This is a genomic window from Lactobacillus xylocopicola (assembly GCF_033096005.1).
Taxonomy (GTDB): Bacteria; Bacillota; Bacilli; order Lactobacillales; family Lactobacillaceae; genus Lactobacillus; species Lactobacillus xylocopicola.
This window is the reverse complement of sequence record NZ_AP026803.1, coordinates 972227-987754: the sequence shown is the minus strand read 5'-3', so window position 1 is coordinate 987754 and position 15528 is coordinate 972227. Positions and strand designations below refer to the sequence as shown.

Annotated in this window: 11 protein-coding genes; all 11 read left to right on the top strand. The window is 42.9% G+C overall.

From position 1 onward, the window contains the following. Positions 1–11 precede the first annotated feature (11 nt). The 11 genes from plsX (at position 12) to smc (ending at position 15528) form a co-directional block, all read left to right on the top strand. Positions 12–1010 carry a phosphate acyltransferase PlsX gene (gene plsX, locus R8389_RS04910; protein ID WP_317638254.1) on the top strand — a complete coding sequence of 333 codons (999 nt, stop codon included), beginning with the start codon at positions 12–14 and terminating at the stop codon, positions 1008–1010. Positions 1011–1037: 27 nt separating this feature from the next. Next, the gene (gene acpP, locus R8389_RS04905; RefSeq protein ID WP_317636929.1) at positions 1038–1280 is read left to right on the top strand and encodes an acyl carrier protein; all 243 of its coding nucleotides are present in this window, start codon (positions 1038–1040) and stop codon (positions 1278–1280) included. A gap of 119 nt (positions 1281–1399) precedes the next feature. Continuing rightward, entirely contained in the window at positions 1400–2410 is a 1011-nt protein-coding gene (locus tag R8389_RS04900; RefSeq protein WP_317636928.1) for an ABC transporter ATP-binding protein, read from the top strand. A gap of 4 nt (positions 2411–2414) precedes the next feature. Next, positions 2415–3392 (top strand): ATP-binding cassette domain-containing protein, encoded by a 978-nt coding sequence (locus tag R8389_RS04895; RefSeq protein ID WP_317636927.1) that lies wholly within the window; start codon positions 2415–2417, stop codon positions 3390–3392. Between the two features lie 2 nt (positions 3393–3394). After that, the gene (opp4B, locus tag R8389_RS04890; RefSeq protein WP_317636926.1) at positions 3395–4354 is read left to right on the top strand and encodes an oligopeptide ABC transporter permease; all 960 of its coding nucleotides are present in this window, start codon (positions 3395–3397) and stop codon (positions 4352–4354) included. 14 nt (positions 4355–4368) lie between these two features. Further along, positions 4369–5289, top strand: coding sequence for an ABC transporter permease (locus tag R8389_RS04885; RefSeq protein ID WP_317636925.1), 921 nt, complete (start codon positions 4369–4371; stop codon positions 5287–5289). Positions 5290–5466: 177 nt separating this feature from the next. After that, a complete protein-coding gene (locus R8389_RS04880) occupies positions 5467–7239 on the top strand; it encodes an oligopeptide ABC transporter substrate-binding protein (protein WP_317636924.1) in 1773 nt (590 codons plus the stop codon). A gap of 199 nt (positions 7240–7438) precedes the next feature. Further along, positions 7439–9196 carry an oligopeptide ABC transporter substrate-binding protein gene (locus R8389_RS04875; RefSeq protein ID WP_317636923.1) on the top strand — a complete coding sequence of 586 codons (1758 nt, stop codon included), beginning with the start codon at positions 7439–7441 and terminating at the stop codon, positions 9194–9196. 186 nt (positions 9197–9382) lie between these two features. Beyond that, positions 9383–11143, top strand: coding sequence for an oligopeptide ABC transporter substrate-binding protein (locus R8389_RS04870; RefSeq protein ID WP_317636922.1), 1761 nt, complete (start codon positions 9383–9385; stop codon positions 11141–11143). Between the two features lie 122 nt (positions 11144–11265). After that, positions 11266–11952, top strand: a complete 687-nt coding sequence (gene rnc, locus R8389_RS04865) for a ribonuclease III (RefSeq protein ID WP_317636921.1) — start codon at positions 11266–11268, stop codon at positions 11950–11952. A gap of 12 nt (positions 11953–11964) precedes the next feature. Next, positions 11965–15528 (top strand): chromosome segregation protein SMC, encoded by a 3564-nt coding sequence (smc, locus tag R8389_RS04860; RefSeq protein ID WP_317636920.1) that lies wholly within the window; start codon positions 11965–11967, stop codon positions 15526–15528.

Here is a 15528-nt window from a genome sequence, read left to right as displayed (position 1 = left end):
TTGTGATGAAAATGAGAACAATTGCAGTAGATGCAATGGGCGGTGAGCATGCTCCCGAAGCAATCGTCCAGGCCGTATTAAAAGCCAAAGCAGAATTACCGGAGACTAAATTTATGCTCTTTGGTGAGCAGACCAAGTTGAAGGAGTTGCTTGGCCAAAACGAGGAACGGGTTGAAATTGTGGCTACCTCTGAAGTAATCAACGATGAGGATGAACCAGTTAAGGCAATTCGCACTAAAAAAGATTCTTCTTTAGTGGTGGCCGCCCAATTTGTTAAGCAGGGTAAGGCCGATGCCCTCCTGTCGCTGGGAAACACTGGTGCCATTTTAGCCAGCGGGATATTTATTATTGGTCGCATTAAGGGCATTGAACGGCCCGGATTGATGCCAACCTTGCCCGTGAAGAATTCTGATGATGGCTTTGAGATGATTGATGTCGGCGCAAATGCTAAAAGTAAGCCGGAATACCTCCTTAATTGGGCCAAAATGGCTGCATATTACGCAGAAAAAGTGCGCGGCGTTAGTCAACCGCGAGTAGCACTGCTCAACAATGGCGCCGAAAGCGATAAGGGAGATGATGTACACCAGCAGGCCTATGAACTGCTAAAAAGCAGTAGACTTAACTTTATCGGCAATATTGAAGGTAACGAATTGCTTGATGGTAAGGCAGACGTTGTGGTCACTGATGGCTTTACCGGTAATGCTGTGCTCAAAAATCTCGAAGGCACGGCCAGCGTTTTGATTCATTTGCTAAAAGCCGGATTGTTAAATAACGGTTTTTGGGTTAAAATTGGTGCTTTATTAAGCAAAAAAGCTCTGAAAAATCTTGCGGCGAAATTCGATATTGACAAATATGGCGGTGCCGTCTTGCTTGGTGTTAATGCGCCAGTGGTTAAGACCCATGGTCGCTCTGATCAGCGGGCCGTCTACTACACGATTAAACAAGTCGACAAGATTTTACGTGAAGAGATTATTGAAGAGTTTAAGGCGGAATTTGGCCAAGCTAAATAATTATATCTATGACAAGGGAGAGAAATGATGACTGAAGAAGAAATTTTTACTAAGATTCGCGACATTCTCGCTGACAATCTTGAAGTTGATAAGGAGAAGATCACCAAAGAAACCAATTTCACTAGTGATTTGGACGCTGATTCCATTGATTTGGTTGAGTTTATTTTGCAACTAGAAGATGAATTTGGCGCCGAGATTTCTGATGAAGACGCAGAAAAGATTAAGACAGTTGGTGATGCGGTTACTTATATAGCCGCTCACAGAAATTAATTTCTAGTTTATCAACTTGGCATTGCATATAGCCGGTTTGATGGTTATAATTAGAAATTAAATAAATTTATTAAGTATCTTTAATAAATCAGCTAAAAGATTTGAGAGGGGAATGTCCTTTGGAAAGACCAAGTGATCTCTTGTTAGATATCCAGCACCTGCATACGGCTTACCGATTACAAGGCAAGTTTTATGATGCTGCTGATGATATCAACATAACGCTGAAACGTGATGAAATTCTATCGGTCGTAGGTGAGTCTGGCTGTGGCAAGAGTACAATTGCTTCAAGTATTATTGGCTTATACGACCACAAAAATACTAAGGTAACTGGCGATATTTTGTACAATGAATTGAATTTGGTAGGGCTTAATGAGTCGCTATTTGATAAGATTCGGGGAAATAAGATTGGGATGATTTTCCAAGATCCGTTAGCCAGTCTGAATCCGTTAATGCGGGTTGGTGACCAAGTAGCAGAAACGCTTTATTATCACACTGATATGAACGAAAAGCAGCGTCATGCACGGGTTATCGAGTTATTCAATCAGGTTGGCATGCCAAAGCCGGAAGAGACATACGCAATGTATCCGTTCGAACTTTCGGGTGGATTGCGGCAACGGATTGTGATTGCGATGGCAATTGCCTGCAAGCCAGAAGTAATTATTGCTGACGAGCCAACTACTGCACTCGATGTGACCATTCAAGCCCAAATTTTGGACTTGCTAGAAGACATTCAGCGGCAATCACATTCTGGTATTATCTTGATTACCCATGACTTGGGCGTGGTGGCTGAGACAGCTGACCAAGTAGCAGTTATGTATGCGGGGCAGATAGTGGAGAAGGCGGACGTGAAGACCATCTTTGAACATCCGCTACACCCCTACACCAGATCACTGCTCAATTCGATGCCTCAGACTGAGGATGAAGAAGATGACTTGCACGTTATCCAGGGAACAGTTCCGTCTTTGCAGAACATGCCACGTGAAGGTGACCGCTTTGCAGCGAGAATTCCGTGGATTCCTGCCAGTGCGCACGAAGCGGAACCAACCATGCACGAAGTTGATCCCGGTCACTGGGTAAGATGTACCTGCTGGAAGACGTTCCACTTCCAAGATGAAGCGAGTGGGGAGTAGTTTTATGGCTAAAGAAATTATTCAAGTAAAAAATTTAAAGGTTCACTACCCAATCAGATCAGGCTTTTGGAATCGAATTACGGACTATGTTCGGGCCGTTGACGATGTTAGTATCACTATTAATGAGGGTGAGACTTATGGCTTAATCGGTGAGTCCGGGTCAGGTAAGTCAACCACAGGTAAGGCGATTGTTGGCGTGGAGCCAGTAACTAGTGGCCAGATCATCTATCAAGATGTTGATATTACCAAGTCTTCGAATCGGCGTAAGCTTGACTACAATAAGGATGTCCAGATGATCTTCCAGGATTCCCTGTCAAGTTTGAACCCCAGGAAGCGAATTGAAGATATTATTGCTGAGCCGATCCGCAACTTTGAGAAGTTAACAACTGATCAAGAGCGCGATCGCGTACAAGAGCTACTTGATATTGTTGGCATGCCGAGCGATTCTATCTATAAGTATCCGCATGAGTTTTCGGGTGGTCAACGACAGCGAATTGGGGTTGCTCGTGCAGTTGCGACTAATCCAAGGCTAATTGTGGCCGATGAACCGACCAGTGCGCTTGACCTTTCTGTGCAGGCGCAGGTACTCAACTTCATGAAACACATTCAGCAACAGTACAACATTGCCTACTTGTTCATCTCCCATGATTTGGGTGTGGTTAAGCACATGTCCGAGAATCTCGCAATCATGCACCGTGGCCGTTTGGTTGAAATTGGCAGCCGGGAAGATATCTATAAGCACCCCATGCACATCTATACCAAGCGCTTGCTATCAGCCATTCCGCTGGTCGACGTGGAACACCGGGAAGAGCATAAGCAGAACCGCGAGAAGGTTGAGCAAGAATTTCAGAATGATCAGAGCAAGTGGTATGACAAAGACGGACGCGTCTTTCCATTGCAAGAGGTATCTGGTAAGCACTTGGTCGCACTTCCTGAAGATGAAGTTAAGCGCGCAGAATTAAATGAAAAGGGGAGCGATTAATAATGTGGAAAACAGTCTTAAGACGTATATTAATTATGATCCCGCAATTGATCATTCTGAGTATCTTGGTCTTCTTTTTGGCTAAAATGATGCCCGGTGACCCGTTTAGTGGTCAGATTAATCCGAATACGGATCCCAAACAATTAGAAGCTTTAAAGCGGGCAGCGGGTCTGTATGACCCAGCACCGGTGCAATACGCACGCTGGGTTGGTAACCTCCTCAAGGGTGACCTAGGAACAAGTTACATTCAACATGTTCCGGTAACCTCACTGATTGCCGATCGCGCAGTTAATACCTTCTGGTTATCAATTTTGACAACTGTTATCAGCTACTCAATCTCAGTTCCGCTCGGCGTTATTGCTGGTCGTCACCAGGATGAGTGGCAGGATCAAGCCGTGCAGATTTTCAACTATATTACCTTTGCAGTGCCACCATTTGTCTTCTATATCTTAGGGATTTGGCTGTTCGGCTTTACGCTGGGTTGGTTCCCCATCTCTGGATCGGTCTCGCCAAGTGCCTCAGGTTTCTGGGGGACGATTGGCAGTCAGCTCTATCACATTATCTTGCCAGCAATCCTCGTGGCTTTGATTACGACTACAAGTATCGTTCAATATCTGCGAACTGGAATTGTTGACAATAAGGTTGAAGATTATGTACGGACAGCCCATAGTAAGGGCGTTCCAGACAACGTGGTCTTTCGCAAACATATTCTGCGGAATTCTTTGCTGCCAATCGCCTCGTCGCTTGGTACGGTAATTACCGGCTTGTTGAGTGGGTCAATGATTGTTGAAACAGTCTTTAGTTACCCTGGAATGGGTAAACTATTCCTAGACTCAATCGGCCAACGTGACTATACGACCTTAACCGCGTTGATTTTGATCTTTGGTATTTTGACCTTGCTGGGTAACTTGTTATCTGACATTATCATGAGTATTGTCGATCCACGGATTCGGATTAAATAAGGGGGGAGAAAGAAATGTCTGAAAAGAAAGAAAACACTGCAAAAACAGAAGTTAAAAAAGCAAAAGTTTCTTCTCCTGCCTCAAGCTTTAAGGTAATTGTACGAGAAATTGTCAAGGACAAAATTGCCTTAACCGCTTTTATTGTCATTATATTAGTTATACTCTTCACCTTTGGTGGCTCACTGTTCCTTAATAAGGAACAAGTTACTGAAACTAACATTGTCGATGCTTACTTTGGTTGGGGCATGAATGGGCACCTCCTAGGTACTGACGATGGTGGTCGTGATATTGTCAAGCTCTTAATGATGGGTGGACGTAACTCAATCTTAATTGGACTGTGTGTAACCTTAATCTGTGAGACTGTTGGTGTCCTTATCGGATTAGTTTCCGGATACTACGGCGGTTATGTAGATGCAGTTATTATGCGAATTGTTGACTTCGTTCAAGTTCTACCTGCACTACCAATTGAAATTGTCTTAGTAACTGTTGTTCCTAAGTTCAGTCCATTAACTTTAGTTTGGATTATTTCGCTCTTTGGGTGGACATCGACGGCGAGGTTAATGAGGGCCTTTGTGCTCTCTCAACGTGGTCGCGACTATGTGCTTGCATCTAAGACTTCAGGTTCATCGGACTTGAAGATTATGTTCCGGGAAGTTCTTCCGAATATTACCTCAATGTTAATTATCGACGTGGTACTTACGGTTGCAGGTAATATCGGGATTGAAACTACTCTGTCCTTTATTGGCTATGGACTGCCTACTGATGTGCCATCTCTTGGTACGTTAATCAACTTTGCCAATGATCCGGTCAATGTGGTCAGCCGACCTTGGTTGTGGCTACCAGCGACAGTTTTACTATTAGCGATCTCCTTAAGTATTAACTATGTTGGACGGGCACTGCAACGTGCGGGCGACGCAAGACAAAGAGAAAATTAGATTTATCAAAAACATTGCTAAAAAAAGCAATGTTTTTTTGTGTTGTTTTAATTATATTTTTATTATTTTGTGATAGCTAAAAACTAATAATTAGAAATGAATATGATAGAATAAAGATGTTAACTTATTCCAAAATACTAATGTTTAGCATTAATAGATAGGAGTATTTTTTTAATTATGAAGAAGACAAGATTGCTTCGTTCTGTCGGCATTGTAACTGCTGCAGCGTTGACACTGGTTGCTTGTGGTAAGAGTAGCGATACAGCTAACAATGAAAATGCGAAGGTCGCAAGTAAGTTCCCTGAGGCTGTTCCGACTAAGGAGGCTAAGCAGGGTGGGACGCTCAAGTATGCGATTGAGACTGATACCCCGTTTACTGGTATTTTTTCAGATGAGCTATATACGGGTTCTTTGGACGCTGATGTTGCTTCACCTGGTGAAGAAGAATTATTTGATACCGATGACAGCTTCAAGATTACTGATAAGGGTCCTGCAACAATGAAGTTGGATCAGAAGGCCAAAACGATTACTATCACCGTGAAGAAGGGTGTGAAGTGGTCTGATGGCAAGCAAGTTACTGCCAAGGATATTGAATATCCATACGAAATTGTTGCTAATAAGAAGAGCAAGTCACAACGCTATACCAGCGAATTAGAAGATATTGTAGGAGTCAAAGAATACCACAATGGCCAGTCTAAGACTATCTCTGGAATTGAGCTGCCAGAAGGTGAAGACGGCCGGACGGTAGTTCTACACTTCAAGGAAATGAAGCCAGGAATGCTATACAGTGGTAATGGCTATTTCTGGGAATCAGCTGCCCCATATCATTACTTGAAGAACGTTCCGTTTGAGAAGTTACAGTCTTCTGATCAAATTAGGAAGAAGCCAATGTACTTTGGTCCATTCAAGGTTCAGAAGATCGTCCGTGGTCAATCTGTAACTTGGGTACCTAACAAGTACTACTGGCGCGGTAAGCCAAAGTTAGACAAAGTTATTTGCCAGGTTATTTCACAAAATTCAGCATCTCAGGCGATTAAGAGTCATAAGTTCGATGTTGCTCAAGTAATTAATTCGCAATGGGACCAAGTTAAGGATACCAAGGGGGTTAACTTTATTGCGCAGATCCCATTGCAATACCGCTACCTAGGCTTCAAAGTGGGAGAATGGGATAGCAAGCAAGACAAGAACGTCATGAATCCTAAGTCCAAGATGAGTAATAAGTCACTTCGGCAGGCTATGGGTTATGCTATGAACGTTGCTGCGGTTGATCAGCGCTATACTTCTGGCTTGAGCTTCCCGGTTACTACCCTAATTCCTAAGCAATTCGGCGATTACTTCGACAAGGATGCCAAAGGTTATTCCTACAACTTGAAGAAAGCTAATGATCTTTTGGACAAGGCCGGTTATAAAAAGAAGGGCAAATGGCGTGTTCAGCCTAATGGTAAGCCATTAACAATTAACCTCTTAGCCATGACTGGTAGTTCTGTTCAGGAGCCAACTATTCAGAACTATATCCAACAATGGAACAAGATTGGCCTGAACGTCAAATTAGTTGGTGGTCGTTTGACTGAGTTTAACTCGTTCTATGACAAGGTTCAGCACGATGATCCAGAAGTAGATGCATTCTTTGCCGCTTGGGGTCTGGCGAGTGAACCATCGCCTGCTTCGATGTATGGTGAGGGGGCACCAATGAACTACACCCGTTTCGTTACTCCCGAGAACACTAAGTTATTAAAAGAGATCGACTCCCAGAAGTCCTTCGACCATAACTATCGTGTTCAAAAATTCCACGAATGGCAAGAGTACATGAATGATCAAGCTTACGTCATTCCAGTTGAAAATTCCTACAAGGTAATTGCAGTTAATAACAAGGTTACTGGATATTCCACTAAACCTTCTGACAATTCTAATGGTCACCAATTGTGGCATAAAGTTGGTTTTGTTAAGTAAAGTAAAAATTAAATAAGTCAAAAAAGTCTCAAGTCTACTTGAGGCTTTTTTTGCTGATTAAAAAAATTTGTTGAAAACTTGGCTATATTAGGTAAAAATTAATCTATCTATTGAAAATTTAATAAAATGTGCTAATATTTAATTATTAACTTGTTTTAGAAACTTCACTTAACTACTTAATGAGAAGGAGTCATTTTTGATGAAGAAAACAAAATTATTTAGTTCACTTGGAGTTGTAAGTATGGCAGCCCTGGCTCTAGCAGCCTGTGGCAAGTCCAATAACGATAATACCAATGAGGCTAAGACGGCAAGTAAGTTCCCAACAGACATGCCGAAAAAAGAGATTAAAGAAGGCGGTACGCTTAAGGTTGCTTTAGAAACAAATTCACCATTTACTGGTATCTTTTCTAGCGAATTAGCTATTACAGCATATGATAGTGATGTTGCCTCTCCAGGTAATGAGTCGCTTTTCGATATCGATGATGATTACCGCATTAATGATAAGGGTCCAGCTACCATGAAGCTAGATCGTAAGAATAATACGGTTACAATTACCATGAAGAAGGGTGTAAAATGGTCTGATGGCAAGCAAGTTACTGCCAAAGACATCGAATTTGCCTATGAAATCATTGCTAACAAGGCGACTAAATCGCAAAGATACACTAGCCAATTAGCAACTATTAAAGGTTTAAAGGAATATCATGAGGGCAAATCTAAGACCATCTCTGGCATTGAAATGCCAGATGGTCCAACTGGTCTCACCGCGATCCTGCACTATGATACACTGAAGCCAGGAATGACTAACAGTGGTAATGGTTACATCTGGGAGCATGCTGCTCCATATCATTACCTAAAGGATGTACCATTCAAAAAACTTGAGTCCTCTGATCAAATTAGAAAGAGCCCACTTTTTTACGGTCCTTTCGTTTTGAGTAAGTTAGTTCGTGGACAATCTGCAACTTGGACGGCAAATAAGAACTATTGGCGTGGTAGGCCGAAGCTGGATAAAATCGTTTACCAAGTTGTTTCGCAGGAATCTGCTTCGCAAGCTATTAAAAGTCACAAGTTTGATATTGCGGACGTAGTCAATGCTCAGTGGTCTCAAGTTAAGGGCACAAAGGATGTTAAATTCGTCGCAAATATTCCACTTTACTACAGTTATTTAGGCTTTAAAGTTGGTAAATGGGATGGTAAGAAGGATAAGAATGTAATGAATCCTAATGCCAAGATGGGTAACAAGTCTCTCCGTCAGGCCATTGGATATGCCATGAATACTGATCAGGTCTATAAGCACTATACTAAGGGCCTTTCTTTCCAGGTGCCAACTCTGATTCCAGCACAATTTGGTGATTACTTTGATAAAAGTATTAAGGGCTATACATACAACCTTAAAAAGGCCAACGAAATTTTGGATAAGGCTGGTTACAAGAAGAAGGGTAAGTGGCGTGTCCAACCTAATGGTAAACCTTTGAAAATTAAGTTGATGGCAATGCAAGGTACTTCTATTCAGGAGCCAATTGTACAAAATTACCTGCAACAATGGCACAAGATAGGCTTAGATATTAGCCTAGTTGGCGGGCGGTTGACAGAATTCAACTCATTCTATGATAAGGTCCAGCATGATGATCCGTCTGTTGACATGTTCATGGCTGCCTGGGGTCTATCTTCTGAACCATCCCCAGCTGATTTGTATAAAGAAGGTGCCCCATTTAATATGACGCGCTTTGTTACACCAGAAAATACAAAATTGCTTAATGAAATGGACTCACAAAAAGCCTTCAATCATAAGTATCGTGTTGAGAAATTTCATGAGTGGCAAAAATATATGTTTGACCAAGCCTATGTCATTCCAATGTATAATGCATACAAGGTAATGGCGGTCAACGACAAGGTAACTGGCTATTCAAGAAGACCATCACAAGACAGTGCTTGGTATAAAGTCGGTTTTGTAAAATAATTAGTTGATCTAAGACGATTAAATCTCAAGCAAAAGCTTGAGATTTTTTGTTAACATTAAACTTTATCAGATATTAAATTAAATTAAAATTAACAATAATATTGCAATTTTAATTTAATGTGGTAATATTTAATCATTAACTTGTTTTAATAACTTAGCTAACAATATATAGAGGAGTTATCTACCATGAAGAAGAGAAAAATATTTAGTTCGGTCGGTCTGGTTACCGCTGCCGCTCTTACCTTAGTGGCTTGTGGTAAAAGTTCAAATAATAGTAATGAAGGTGCAAAAAGTGCCAGCAAGTTTCCGATTGAAACTCCAGTGAAAGAAGTTAAGCAAGGTGGAACATTAAAGATTGCTGAAGAAACTGACACGCCGTTTACTGGTATCTTCAACGAAGAGTTACAAATGAGTCAGCCCGACGCGGATGTTGCCAGCCCGGGTTCGGAAGCATTGTTTGATACGGACGATCATTACAAGATCAATGATAAGGGACCAGCCACTATGAAGTTGGACCGTAAAGCCAAGACGATCACAATGACTGTCAAGAAGGGGGTTAAGTGGTCGGATGGTCACCAGGTAAACGCTAAAGATATTGAATTTGCTTATGAGATTATTGCCAATAAGGCAACCAAATCACAGCGGTATTCAAGTCAATTTAATCTTATTAAGGGCATGAAAGAATATCATGAAGGTAAAGCCAAGACTATTTCCGGAATTGAGATGCCAGATGGAGAGAATGGCCGGGTAGCGGTTTTTCACTGTACAGAATTGAAGCCGGGAATGTACAATAGTGGTAATGGCTATTTCTGGGAATATGCTGCCCCATATCATTACTTAAAGGACATTCCGTTTGCCAAGTTAGAAGCATCAGACCAAGTTAGGAAGAAGCCGTTATACTTCGGCCCATACAAGGTAGACCATATTGTTCGGGGCCAATCCGTCACTTGGGTACCTAACAAGTACTACTGGCGCGGTAAGCCAAAGCTAGATAAGATTATTTATCAAGTTGTAAATCCGAATTCAGCTACTCAGGCAATTAAGAGTCACAAATTCGATGTTGCGCGGGTAGTTAATGCCCAATGGAAGCAAGTTAAGGGAACTAAAGGGGTTAACTTTATTGCAAAAATTCCCCTAGCTTATCGGTATCTCGCCTTTAAGGTTGGTAAATGGGACAATAAGCAATCAAAGAATGTGATGAATCCAAATGCCAAGATGGGTAATAAGTCACTGCGTCAGGCGATGGCTTATGCAATGAACACTGATGCAGTCTACAAGCACTATACGGATGGCTTGAGTTTCCAAATCCCAACCCTAATTCCAGAACAGTTTGGTGATTACTTCGACAAGGGCAATAAGGGCTATACTCATAATATTAAGAAGGCCAATGAAATTTTAGACAAGGCGGGTTATAAGAAGGAGGGCAAGTGGCGTTCCCAACCAAATGGTAAACCATTAACAATCAACCTTTTGGCTAAGTCAAACACTTCAATTGATGGTCCAATAGTGCAAAACTATATCCAGCAGTGGAATAAGATTGGTCTGAATGTGAAACTCGTGGGTAATCGTCTGACTGAATTTAATTCTTTCTATGACAAGGTGCAGCATGATGATCCGAAGGTAGACATGTTTCTTGGCGGTTGGTCGCTTTCTTCTGAACCATCGCAGCAGCAGATGTATAGCGAAGGAACCATGTCTAACTATTCTCGTTTTGTCACACCAGAGAATACTAAGCTGATTGAAGAAATGGATTCACAGAAAGCCTTTGACCACAAGTATCGGGTAGAAAAATTCCATGAATGGCAAAAGTACATGAATGATGAGGCTTATGTTGTTCCAACGTACAATGAGTACGAGATTGATGCGGTTAATAACAAAGTAACAGGTTACTCAAGAAAGCCTTCTGAAGGTAACAAGCTGTTTTACCAAATTGGTTTTGCGAAATAAACCATATTGTAAACATCAACAAATACTTAAATTTAAGAAAACTATTGCACAGTCCTGCAGTAGTTTTTTTAATTTACCAGGTAAAAACTGGTATAATCTAATAAGATAAAGGGGCTGATAAGATGGTTAGTACAAAATTTATTGATCAATTAAGCACAAAATACAAAATTAACTTTGACAACCCAAAATTATTGGAAGAAGCGTTTACTCATTCGTCTTACGCCAACGAGCATCCGGAAGCTGGCATTCGAGACTATGAAAAACTGGAGTTCTTGGGGGATGCAGTGCTTGAATTAGCAATCTCTGCATACTTATACCGCAATTTTAGCGAGTTGAACGAAGGCGAATTGACGCGTATGCGATCCAATATCGTTGATACGGAGGGCTTTGCTGAATTTGCGCAAAAATTTGGCTTTCCAGAGCAAATTAATCTAGGTCATGGTGAGGAAAAAGCGGGTGCGCGGGCGCGCAAAACACTTCTGGAAGATGTGTTTGAAGCCTTCAATGGGGCGCTTTTCCTTGATCAGGGCATGGATGCAGTAAAACACTTTTTGAGCTTGACCGTGTTTCCCTTGATTGATGCAGGTAAGTTCGATGCCTCGCGTGATTATAAGACGGATCTGCAAGAATTGCTGCAGCAAGACGGACCCGTGAAGATTGAATACACTGTATTGCAGGAAGAACAGACGCCGTCACGGTTCACCGTCCAATTGGCAGTAAATGACCAAGTACTATCGCAGGGGCAAGGTCACAACAAAAAAGCAGCTGAGCAAGAGGCCGCAAAGGCTGCCTTAACCAAGCTCAACTAGGAGGATAAGTGTGTGCCATTAACAGAATTAACGATTGATGGTTTTAAATCATTTGCCGAAAAAACTAAAATCAAGTTTGACAGTGGTATCACTGGCATTGTTGGTCCCAACGGCAGTGGTAAGAGCAATATTACAGAAGCGATTCGTTGGGTAATGGGTGAGTCAAGTGCCAAGTCACTGCGGGGATCAAACATGAAAGATGTCATCTTCGCCGGCAGTGAATTTCGTAAACCGGCCACTCATGCTGAGGTCGCGCTGGTTTTTGACAACAAGAAACATGAACTGAACTTTGACGCCGACCAGGTGGTAGTGACTAGGCGTATCTTACGGTCTGGTGATAACGAATATCTGATTAACAAGCATAGCGTGCGCCAGCGTGACGTACGGGCCTTATTCATGGATTCGGGTATCTCCCAAGACAGTCTGGCAATCATTTCGCAAGGACGGGTTGACCAAATTTTAAATTCCCGGCCCGAAGACCGACGGAGTCTGTTTGAAGAGGCAGCCGGTATTTTGCACTTTAAAAAGCAAAAGGAAGAAGCGAGCGCGCAACTCGAACAGACTACGGAAAATTTGGTGCGGATTAATGACCTGGTGAAGGAGCTGGAGCAACGGATTGAGCCACTTCATGAGCAGAGTTCGCTGGCGAAGGAATATCAATTTCAAAAATCAGGTCTCGACCATGACTTGAAAACTCTGCTAGCGTTTGAAATCGAGGATTTGAACCAGCAGAAGCAGGGGGTACAGCAGCAAGCAGATCAAAATCAGGTACTCTTATCAAAGCTTGATCGTGAGGTAAAGGAGTCTCAAAGTGCAGTTGCAGCTAAGCGTGATGAGTATAAGCAGATCAGCACGCAACGTGAACAGATTCAGCATGACTTATTGGTCTTGACTAAGAAGCTTTCTGACATTAACACTAATTTGCAGGTGGCGGAACAAAGCAAGCAGTATAGCGAGGCAACTAAGAAGGAATACCGCACGGAACTGACTGACTTGAAGGAACAAGCCAGCAGTTTAGCGGCAGAATGTGCTACTTTAAAGAAGCAAGCAGAAGAACTAACCAAGGAGCAAAAGCAGCTCCAAGATCAGCGTAGGGGTTTAACCAAACGTTTGGACTCAGATCCCAAGCAATTAAACCAGCAGCTGGAAGATTTACGGGCCGCTTATATTCAGTTGTTGCAGGATCAGACATCCAACAATAATGAGATTGTCTACCTGCAATCCGAATTGAATCGTGCTGGCAATGATGATGATTATCAAAATGATGATGTAAGCAAGCAGCTTGACCAGTCAACGGCAGAACTTGAACGCTTGCGCAAGCAAGGCACTACGCTCAAGGAAAAATACCAGGCACAAAAGTCTAAGTTGGCTACTCTAACCGCAGAACAGGCCCAAAAACAAGCCAAGTTGGCTGACTTACAGCAGGTCGTAAATAAAAACAATCAACGATACAGTCAAGTGCAGGCGCGCTACGAAGCACTTGAAAACATCCGTAAACGGCATGAAGGCTACTATTATGGGGTTAAGAATGTCCTTAATCATTTGCCAGATTATCCTGGCGTTATTGGTGCTATTGGTGAACTAATTACCTTTCCGGCTAAATTAGAAGCAGCTATGGCAACTGCGCTTGGCGGTGGTGTCCAGGATTTAGTCACAACTAGCCGTGTCAGCGCACGAGATGCAATTAATCAACTCAAGTCTAGTCGTGCCGGGCGGGCGACTTTTTTGCCCCTTGATGGACTACGTGAATATTCAATTCCGTCTTCTACCGTTAAGATTATGGAATCGTATGATGGTTTTCAGGGTATCGCCAGTGAGCTAGTTGCCAGTAATACAACTGAAGATATCAGTCCTGCGATCAACTACTTGCTAGGTAGTACAGTCATCGTTGATACAATTGACCATGCTCTGAATATGCGCCAGCGGATTGCTCGCTACCGCATTGTTACCCTTGATGGCGACGTGATTGCTCCGGGCGGGTCGATGACTGGTGGTGCGCGTAACCAGAAGAATAACTCACCGCTGCAGACAGTAGCAGAGCTGAATGAACTGAAACAGAATATTAAGATCCTAAAGCAAAAATTAGCTACGGACCAAGCCAAGTTCAGCCAACTAACTGCAGCAAGTGCAAGTCTTGATCAAGAAATCGATCAGGTACGGCTCAAGGAACAAGAATATAACCGCGAACTAGGTGAAGCGGTCTTGTCTTACCAAAACCAGGAAAAGGAAGTCAAGCGCTTAAAAGCTGCAAGTGAACTCCTAGAATCACGTCAAGCTGAACGAGCCAAGCAAGTAGCCGAATTACAAACTAAAATTAAGAAAGCCGAAGACCAGAAGGAAGGCTTCGTGCAGCAGATTGATAAGCAGAAGGCAGCTATCAGTGATATCCAAGACCGGATTAAGAACTATACGTCCCTCAACCAGCAGGTTCAAGACAAGCTGGCTGAACTAGATCCACAATTGGCCGTCTTGTCCAACAAGCTTGAAAATTTGGCCAAGCAAAAAACGGAAAAAGAGCATAGCTTAACCCAGTGTCAAAGACAGATAGAGGGTATTACGGAGAAGCTAACCGCCCTTGAACAAACGGGCACTATGGACCAGGAGAAGAAGCAGGAGCTGAATGCCGAAATCAAGCAGGAGTCGGCCCGCAAGGAAGACTTAGAAAGGGAGCTTGGTAATCTGAGTGCTAAACTGGGCCAGTACGATGCAAAAATTACGCAACTTGACCAGGTGGCCAGCCGGAATTATGATTTGCGCAAGGCTGCTGCTAGTGAGCAGGAGAACCTTTCGGTTAAAATCGCCCAGCTGGCTGGCAAAATTGACCAGCGTTTGGAAAAATTGCGTAAGGAATATGCTTTGACCTTTGAGGCGGCCCTTAAGCAGGCTGAGGATGAGAACAATGATGAAACGCGAGCCCGTTTGCAAAAGAGCGTTAGACTGCATCAGTTATCTCTAGCCGATATTGGACCGGTTAACTTGCAGGCAATTGACGAATATGAAGATGTTAAAAAACGGTATGACTTCTTGATTGGTCAGCAGGAAGACCTCCTTAAAGGTCGCGACAACCTGCGCGAATCGATGGCTGAGCTCGATTCTGAAGTATGTAGCCGCTTCAACAAGACTTTCAATGCGGTTGCTAAGAGTTTTGCTGAGCTCTATCCCGTGGTCTTTGGCGGTGGCAGTGCCCGGTTAGTACTAACTGATCCTGAGGATCTCTTAACCACAGGGGTGGAAATTGTTGCTCAGCCACCCGGCAAAAAGTTGCAGCGCTTAAGTTTGCTGTCTGGCGGCGAGCGTGCCCTGACGGCGATCACCTTGCTCTTTGCAATGCTCAAGGTCAAGCCTGTTCCGTTTTGTGTATTGGATGAAGTTGAAGCTGCATTAGATGATGCGAACGTGACCCGGTTTGCTGAGTTTTTGGAAAAATACGACATGCATACCCAGTTTATTGTCATTACGCATAGGCGAGGTACAATGGAACGTGCCGACCAACTATACGGCGTGGTGATGCAAGAGTCAGGCGTCTCGCAGGTGCTGTCGGTTTCACTAAAGGAATTAAAAGATGAGGTGAGTTAA

Excerpts from the sequence above, each read along its gene's own strand:
- plsX (WP_317638254.1), top strand. The coding sequence starts at position 12 with ATGAGAACAATTGCAGTAGATGCAATGGGCGGTGAGCATGCTCCCGAA.
- acpP (WP_317636929.1), top strand. The coding sequence starts at position 1,038 with ATGACTGAAGAAGAAATTTTTACTAAGATTCGCGACATTCTCGCTGAC.
- R8389_RS04895 (WP_317636927.1), top strand. The coding sequence starts at position 2,415 with ATGGCTAAAGAAATTATTCAAGTAAAAAATTTAAAGGTTCACTACCCA.
- opp4B (WP_317636926.1), top strand. The coding sequence starts at position 3,395 with ATGTGGAAAACAGTCTTAAGACGTATATTAATTATGATCCCGCAATTG.
- R8389_RS04885 (WP_317636925.1), top strand. The coding sequence starts at position 4,369 with ATGTCTGAAAAGAAAGAAAACACTGCAAAAACAGAAGTTAAAAAAGCA.
- R8389_RS04880 (WP_317636924.1), top strand. The coding sequence starts at position 5,467 with ATGAAGAAGACAAGATTGCTTCGTTCTGTCGGCATTGTAACTGCTGCA.
- R8389_RS04875 (WP_317636923.1), top strand. The coding sequence starts at position 7,439 with ATGAAGAAAACAAAATTATTTAGTTCACTTGGAGTTGTAAGTATGGCA.
- R8389_RS04870 (WP_317636922.1), top strand. The coding sequence starts at position 9,383 with ATGAAGAAGAGAAAAATATTTAGTTCGGTCGGTCTGGTTACCGCTGCC.
- rnc (WP_317636921.1), top strand. The coding sequence starts at position 11,266 with ATGGTTAGTACAAAATTTATTGATCAATTAAGCACAAAATACAAAATT.